This window comes from Microcystis sp. LE19-8.1F, from assembly GCF_027531715.1.
Taxonomy (GTDB): Bacteria; Cyanobacteriota; Cyanobacteriia; order Cyanobacteriales; family Microcystaceae; genus Microcystis; species Microcystis wesenbergii_A.
On the sequence record NZ_JAPZSO010000210.1, the window covers coordinates 1 to 8,440 of the forward strand.

Below are 8,440 nucleotides of genomic sequence, written 5' to 3' on the forward strand. Positions count from 1 at the left end.
CAGGTGGTCAATTACCTAAGTTTCAGGGAAAAAGTGCCTAATTCTCCCCCCCGATCCCTCCCATATCTGGCACTTTTTGATTTCAAAAAAGCCTAAAGATATTATCCAACAAGGTTTTTAGATTTATTAAGCAAACCCTAATTAGAAATTTTCTTGGGGATTTATGCCCAATTCCCGCAGTTTAGCCGCTAATTTTGCGGATTTCTGCTTTTCCTGTTGGACTTGATTTTCTGCTTCTACAGCCCGATTTTCTGCCTGTTGTGCCGCTTCTGCGGGAGTGGGTACTAATTCACCTTCGGGGGTAAAATAGCGCAATTTATTGGCAGATAAACCCAAATATAAGCCTAATTGTTGACTCCAGAGCCGTCCCTGAGCATTGGGGGTAATCGGTTGATATTGACCGCTAATTAGGGTAAATCCTTCAAATTCTAGGCTTTCTGGGTCAAACCAAAAATAATCGGGAGTGCGAAATATATCTTGATAAATTTGTTTTTTCTCCTCTCGGTCAACTTTGGCGGTACTATCGGAGAGAATTTCCACAATTAAATTGGGATATTTGCCCTCTTCTCGCCAAATTACCCAACTTCTGCGGTTAGGATTGGGATTTGTCCCCAAAACCACGAAAAAATCGGGACCACGGCAGAATTCTGACTTTTTCTGGTTAGGACTGTAATAAATGGTTAAATTGCCGGCGGTAAAATAATCTTCTCGCTCGCGCCACCACCATTCTAAACACTGAATTAATAAAATAATTTGTTGTAGATGTAGGTTGCTTTCCAAGGGTGGTTCATCACTCCAAAATTCGCCTTCTGGGAAGATTATCTCAGGGTTTACATGAGACTCGACTAGGGGTAAGCTTTGAGCGATAGTCATGGTTTATCCAACAGAGATAGGTTGATAATTAATTATAAACTAAATTTGTTACAGCAGTTAGCAATCAGTCCTCAGCCCTTAGCTATTTCACTGTAGATTTATCGATGTTTTAACCTTGCGGATTAGTGCTATCTTTGGGAAGTTGTTGATATTTTTTGTATTCGATTTGATTAAACTAGACCTACCTTTTCTCTAAGATTAGTAAATATTCGGATTTCATGCCATCAGGATTTTTATTCTTGCGAGATTTGAATAACTGTCTGGTTTTAATTCTATCCTCAAAGACGGTATCAAAAACAAAGCCATTTTCCTGAAAATATTCCTTTAATATTCGCCAAGTTTCTACTTCCACTCCATCCACTTTTGGATTACCGACAAAAATGCAAGCTTTCCCAGCTTGTTTTAATTTTCTGGTGGCATTTTCTAAAGCGTTGATGGTGTGACAAAAGTAGGAATCGAGTATTTTATGTAAATTCTCTTTCTCTAAACTCGCTCTCACCTGATTTAAGGTTTCAGTTTCGATTAATCTGGTAGCCTGTCGGTAGGGAATTTCTAGCTTAGAGATTTTTTGCACTTCTTTTTCTGTATATCCTAACCAATATAAATCTAGTTTTGCTGTTCTGATATATTCTTGTGCTTGCAGATAGGGGGGGGAACTAATTAAACAATCTAACTCTAGATTTTGATCGATCTCAAAAGTGGCACTATCTACTCCTCCATAAAAAAGCACCTGATTATAATTATGCCAAGTGACGGCAATATATTGATTAACGCTGGTTAAAGTTTCCAAACTCATCTCTTTAATCGTTCGTTTTAATTCCTCTTGCCAATCTCTTTGTAATAGTTCTTGTATATCTGATTTTTTGTATTTCGATTGAAATAATTTAGGTTTGGTATGTTCTGCATAGGAAAACTGTTTACTAACTTTCACTAAAACCGCTTGAATGATCTGGGAATACAAATCAGGTTCTAGACTTTTTTGACCTGCCCAAAGTTTCTGTAAAACTGCTAAAATATCCTCTGGATACCAATAGTTTAAATTTGACCACTGAGGGATAAATTTATCCTTGCTGGCAAAAACTTCTAAGATTTTTTTATCTAACTCTGAGTAACTCAATGGTTCTTGGTGTTCTGTAATCTTAATCGGTATAATATGGTTTAAAAGATAATTCAGGTCAGTTAAAACCGCATTTCTTTGACAAAGTTTAGCCTCTAAACCCACCGTACCCGAACCAGCAAAAGGATCGATAATCCAATCATCCTTTTTACTGTAGTTATCAAGACAAAATCTCACCACTTGGGGAATAAATTTGGCAGGATAATAATAGATGCCGTGGGTTAGATAACTGGTGCTGTTGATTTCTGGTACTAAATCTCGAAAAGAAACTAATCGTGGGGTTCCCCGATTAAATCCTTCTAAATTATTAAAATCGAAAAGTTCTAACTGCATGATTCGGCTATCAATTCTCCCTAGGGTAGGCCAGCCAATTAAAATAAAGATTAAAACCGTAGTCGATCAATATTCTAACTTATCGTCCCTTAACCTAACCGAGAACTCAACTTTTTTACTTTTTACTTTTTACTTTTTACTTAACGTGATATACTGCCAGAGGAAAAAATGACGTTTTAAATAGTCTGCGTGAATAGCCAATCCTCGACGATCATAGAACAGGTTAGAGTCCTTGACCCCCTGACACAAACCGATCGCATTGCCGATGTCTGGATTGAGGAGGGGGTAATTAAAGCGATCGAATCTCAGCTTCCCCCAAGAGAAAATAGTAACTATATTTCCGGTCAAAACTGTATTTTTGCTCCCGGATTAGTCGATCTCTACAGTCATTCCGGGGAACCCGGCCACGAGGACCGAGAAACCCTCGCATCTTTGCTCAAAGCGGCCACGGCCGGAGGCTGCACCCGGTTGGCAATTCTCCCCAATACTCTCCCCCCCCTCGATCACCCCGCACTTATTAGCACATTACAGCAAAAAAGTCAAGGGTTTTTTGACTCAAAATCGACTCGTCTGCATTTTTGGGCAAGTCTCACCCTAGGAAGACAAGGGCAAAAAATGACGGAATTAGCCGATTTAATGCCTGTAGCGGTGGGTTTTACCGATAATCGCAGCCTGGAAGATTTGGGACTGTTGCGGCGCTTATTGGAATACCTAAAACCCTTCGGTAAAAATATCGCCCTTTCCCCGGTAAATCAGCAATTAAAGGGTAATGGAGTCATGCGTGAGGGAGAAACCTCGATTCGCTTAGGTTTACCCGGAGATCCTACTATTTCCGAAACCACTGCTTTAGCCACAATTTTAGAAATCGTCGGCGAAATTAATACACCTGTTCACCTAATGCGAATTTCTACCCGTCGAGGAGTGGAATTAATTCGCGAGGCAAAAATGCGGGGATTGCCGATAACCGCTAGTGTGACGTGGTTGCATCTCCTCTTAAATACAGGATCGATCGCCAGCTATCATCCCAGTTTACACCTCGCTCCCCCCTTGGGCAACGAAAGCGATCGCAAGGCGTTAATTGCGGCAATTAAGGAGGGAATTATCGATGCAATCGCGATCGATCATCGTCCCTATACCTACGAAGAAAAAACCGTCTCTTTTGCAGAAGCACCCCCCGGCGCGATCGGGTTAGAATTAGCTTTACCGCTACTCTGGGAAAAATTAGTAATAACCGGGCAATTATCAGCTTTACAATTATGGCAAGCGCTTAGTCTCAATCCCTGTCATTGTTTACAACAAAAACCGGCATCTCTCAACCCCGGCAATCCTGCGGAAGCAATTCTTTTCCATCCCCAAGCAAGCTGGAAAGTAACGGCAAATAATCTTCACTCTCTCAGTCATAATACTTTCTGGTTAAATCAAACAATTACGGGAAAAGTGTTAGAAATGTGGAATTTTTAAAGGTTTAGGAAAGGGGGCAGTGGGTTTTTAAAGTTGGTATAATTTCTTTTTATTCGATCAATCAATGATCGAGGTAAACACCATGACAGCCGGTAAAAGTCACGCTTATTTTACCCCAAAAGACTATCTAGAAATAGAGAAAATTAGTCCCATTAAACATGAATATATACAAGGGCAAATCTTGGCGATGGCGGGGGCCAGTAAAGCCCATGTTATCATCACAGGTAATCTTTCAGCCCAATTAATTAATCATTTACGGGGTAGTGGTTGTCTTGCCTACGCTACCGATATGAAAGTGCGTCTCCCTAGCTTAAATATCTTCTATTATCCCGATTTTGCCATTACTTGTGACCAACGGGATCGAGTTTCCGAGGAAGATTTTATTCTGCATCCGCGAGTGATTATCGAAGTTTTATCCGACTCCACGGCAGCCTTTGATAGAGGCGATAAATTTGCCGATTATCAAACTATCCCCGAATTACAGGAATATCTATTGATCGAGCAAAAACAAGTCCTAATCGAACAATATCAACGTCAATCTAATAACCTCTGGATTCCCCATATTTATCAAGCGGGAGATTTAATCACTATTAACTGTATTAACTTTTCTTGTCCGATAGAAATTCTTTATCAAAACCTAGAAATTCTTAGCTAGAATCTTGGCCGTAAAAATAGTAAAATGGGGTCGGGTATTAGGAGAAATTTGCCCTATTTCCTAACCCCCCAACAACTTAGATAATTAACCCCGTTGTCGAGTATTGATCACCTCACCGGCTGCATTAACTAACTCTAGCTGTAGCGGCATTTGTCCCATAGCGTGAGTGGAACAACTTAAACAGGGATCATAGCAACGAATACCCGCTTCCACTCGGTTTAACATCGCTTCAGGAATTTCGTTACCATGAATATAATGTTGGGCGATTTGTTTCACCGTTTGATTCATGGCCAAATTATTATTACCCGTGGCAATAATTAAATTCACCGTTTCAATCAAACCATTTTCATCCACTTTATAATCATGGAATAAAGTACCCCGGGGCGCTTCACTAACTCCCACCCCTTGCAGATTATTAATTCCTGCTTCGGCGCGACAGCGTTGAGAAACTATATCGGGATCGTCGATTAAAAGTTCGATACGCTCTAAACAGCCTAAAATCTCCACTAAACGGGCATAATGATAGTAAAAAGAAGAGGTTGCTACACCACCGACTCGATGGCGATATTCGCGTAACTCGATATCCGCTCCCTCCGTGCCAAAATGGGAACAAACATTTAAGCGCGCCAACGGACCTACTCGATAGATACCGTTGGGATAACCGAGGGGTTTATAGTAGGGAAACTTCAAATAAGACCATTTTTCCACTGATTCACCGATATAATCGCGATAATTGTCTTCGCTGAGGTTATCGGCCACGATATTGCCTTGACTATCGGTAAAACGAATATGACCGCCGTAGTGTTCCCACTCGTCCCGTTTACCGACCAATCCCATAAACAGGGAAGGGAAATTACCAAAAGCGGCGATTTCTGTGGTTAAATTGTCTAGAAGTCCTTTAAACAGGTTTAAGGCCGTGTAAAGAGTCGCTTTAGACTCCGGCAGTCGTTCTTTAATCCATTGTCGCCCTTCTTCGCCTAAGGGAGAACGCACACCTCCCGGGACAGACCAAGCGGGGTGAATTTTTTTCGCCCCCAAAAGTTCAATAACTTTCTGTCCAAATTGACGTAAACGGATGCCTGCTCGCGCTAGGTCGGGATCGGCGGCGATTAAACCGAAAATATTCCGTTTGGCGGGGTCACTTTCCCAACCAAGCAGAAAATCGGGACTGCTAAGATGGAAAAAGCTTAAAGCATGGGATTGGGTTAATTGTCCCAAATTCATCAAGCGCCGCAGTTTTTCACCCGCGGGGGGGATTTGCACCGCTAGAATTTTATCGCCGGTTTTGGCGGCACAAAGTAGGTGACTAACGGGACAAATCCCGCAAATTCGGGCAGTAATTCCCGCCATCTCCCACATCGGCCGTCCCTCGCAGAATTTCTCGAAACCGCGATACTCGACCACATGAAAACGCACGTCATCCACTTCCCCCCCATCGTCAAGGAAAATCGAGATCTTGGCATGGCCCTCGATCCGGGTGACGGGATCGATAACGACGGTTTTAGTCATAGTAAGTCCTCATTGTTCAGGAGTTCCACAGAACGGCATTGTGGAGACTGCGATCGAGCTTGGTTTCAACGATAATTTATCCCGATCTCCGCCCTGCTGTTTCTATGATAGTTATTACCCTCCTAGCAATCCTAATTTTTATAACAATTTTTCCCGATTCTCAATCGGAAAAAATTTGAAATTTTGTAGCAAATACTACAGAAAATAGTTCGGAAATCCGCCATGATTACATCTCTCTTTGCTGGTGTTGATCGGTCATTATATATATAGAAGTCGGTTCTCGGCTGTTAGTCTTCCTCTCAAGGCTGAGGGCGAAAGGGTCGGAAGTCAGCTAGATTGTTGACGGCTAATCGGGAAAATCACCTTTTTGTCTTGTAATCTTACCTAACAGTATCAGCGGCACTGCCGAGGATTCAGGAAAAGGCGACCCAAAAACAAGCGATTGTAGTTGATAGCCCTTGGGTATAGTAGTTTTGTTCTAGATGTTGAAAAAAGAGGATAAACTTAACATCATACCAAAGAATGAATTAGCTTTGAACCTTTAGGGGATTGCCCGCGTCTAAAAGCGCAGGATACAATCAAAGAAATTCCGAATCAAACTCATACCGACTTCAGATAAGCCAGACTCACCCGCGAGTCGGAATAGTAACAGACTTTTTCTGTGTCAAGGAGTCACCACCAAACCAATGCCCACTGCAAAAACCAACCAAACTCAACCACAGCCCACCCTCAATGCCGATATGGTGCGTACCTATCTGCACGAAATTGGGCGAGTTCCCCTCCTAACTCACGAACAAGAAATTATTTACGGCAAACAAGTCCAACGGATGATGAGCCTGTTAGAAGCGAAAGAAGCACTATCGAAGCAATTAGGACGGGAACCAGATCGCTTGGAGTGGGCGGATTCGGTGAATTTAAGCGAAAATGAACTGGATCGCGCCTTGAAGACTGGCGATCGAGCTAAACGGAAAATGATTGAAGCTAACCTCCGCTTGGTAGTTGCGATCGCAAAAAAATATCAAAAGCGGAACATGGAATTCCTAGATCTAATTCAAGAGGGTAGTCTGGGATTAGAAAGAGGTGTAGAGAAATTTGATCCCACCAAAGGTTATAAATTTTCTACCTATGCCTACTGGTGGATTCGACAAGCGATTACCCGTGCGATCGCTCAACAGGCCCGCACCATTCGTTTACCCATCCATATCACCGAAAAACTGAATAAAATTAAAAGAACCCAGCGCGAACTCGCCCAAAAACTGGGGAGAAGTGCCACTCCTGCCGAGATTGCCCTGGAATTAGAGCTTGAACCCGCTCAAATCCGCGAATATCTCAGTATGGCTCGTCAACCCATCTCCCTTGATGTGCGCGTCGGCGATAACCAAGATACGGAATTGTCGGAATTATTAGAAGATAGCGGAGTTTCTCCCGATACCTTCATCACCCAAGAGTTATTACGGCAAGACTTAGCCAATCTCCTGGCCGAATTAACCCCCCAACAACGGGAAGTGATTTCCCTCCGTTTCGGTTTAACCGATGGCAAGGAGTTATCCCTAGCCAAAATCGGTCAGAGAATGAACATCAGTCGGGAACGAGTGCGACAATTAGAACACCAGGCCCTGGCCCATTTACGCCGTCGCCGGGCTAACGTCAAGGAATATATTGTCGCTAGTTAGTAAAATTAGCAAATAACCAAGAAGGAGAGCTTGCGCTCTCTTTTTTTTTGGGTTTATTACTAGACCTCTTGCAAAAATCAAAAATCTTCCTTTAGGTGAGGAGTCTCCGAGGCAGTAGCCGGTCGTCAGGAGAATTAAGAATGAGCATTAATCAATTAAATGCTCTATTTAGGGATTTTATGCAATTTTATGTCTATTTTTCTCATTTTTGCCCTCTCAAAAATTAATTATGCAAGAACTCTACTGAACTTCCCCCGTATGAATATACTAGCTATGGCTAAAAGTCTTACAAAGCCTGAGTTAAAGCCATGTAATGCTAATGAACTACTGAGTACAAACTCCTGAAATCTTTACGCAGATAGGGTTTGAAGCCAAATTTTTCCAATTTAACCCTTTGACCATTATAGCTTGTTTCGGGGCAGAAAACCATCAAAAACATGGCTACAGAGGGAATCGCTTACTCTAGAGATTAATGACATCATCTGTGATCATCAGGTTAGCGATCACTATACAGCCAACTCTACGGAATCGCTCTACTCTAGATACAGTCAACGGTACAGCCATTTTCAAGGGGAAAATGTCCCCAGTGGCGGCTTGTCAATTTTTTCTGAGAAGCTCCAGGCAGTAAGGATTTTGTCAATTTTTTAGTATTTCTGTGTGGGGGAAGTTCAGTTATTGCTAAGTACCTAAGCAAAATTAATTACACATCTAAGCCACTACTCCGTCAGACTTCTGGTGTGAGGAAACAGTGAACTGAAAACTCAAATCCGATCCCTAATAGCTGTCTCCCGTCTCCCGTCTCCCGTCTCCCGTCTCCCG

At 42.3% G+C, this 8,440-nt stretch carries 6 protein-coding genes; 3 read left to right on the forward strand and 3 right to left on the reverse strand.

The window, feature by feature from the left end:
* Positions 1–141: 141 nt before the first annotated feature.
* Positions 142–873, reverse strand: coding sequence for a Uma2 family endonuclease (locus O9334_RS19780; RefSeq protein ID WP_045358010.1), 732 nt, complete (start codon positions 871–873; stop codon positions 142–144).
* Positions 874–1,054: 181 nt separating this feature from the next.
* Positions 1,055–2,323: a DNA methyltransferase gene (locus tag O9334_RS19785; RefSeq protein ID WP_288002029.1), complete on the reverse strand. Its 1,269-nt coding sequence runs from the start codon at positions 2,321–2,323 to the stop codon at positions 1,055–1,057.
* Between the two features lie 189 nt (positions 2,324–2,512).
* Here O9334_RS19785 and O9334_RS19790 point away from each other — a divergent pair, with 189 nt between their 5' ends.
* The gene (locus O9334_RS19790) at positions 2,513–3,784 is read left to right on the forward strand and encodes a dihydroorotase (protein ID WP_045358013.1); all 1,272 of its coding nucleotides are present in this window, start codon (positions 2,513–2,515) and stop codon (positions 3,782–3,784) included.
* An 82-nt stretch (positions 3,785–3,866) separates the two neighbouring features.
* Positions 3,867–4,439, forward strand: coding sequence for a Uma2 family endonuclease (locus tag O9334_RS19795; RefSeq protein WP_045358015.1), 573 nt, complete (start codon positions 3,867–3,869; stop codon positions 4,437–4,439).
* 84 nt (positions 4,440–4,523) lie between these two features.
* On the opposite strand, the gene O9334_RS19800 is transcribed toward O9334_RS19795, so the two are convergent.
* Entirely contained in the window at positions 4,524–5,948 is a 1,425-nt protein-coding gene (locus O9334_RS19800) for a Ni/Fe hydrogenase subunit alpha (RefSeq protein WP_045358017.1), read from the reverse strand.
* A 686-nt stretch (positions 5,949–6,634) separates the two neighbouring features.
* Here O9334_RS19800 and O9334_RS19805 point away from each other — a divergent pair.
* A complete protein-coding gene (locus O9334_RS19805; protein WP_045358019.1) occupies positions 6,635–7,621 on the forward strand; it encodes an RNA polymerase sigma factor, RpoD/SigA family in 987 nt (328 codons plus the stop codon).
* Positions 7,622–8,440 lie beyond the last annotated feature (819 nt).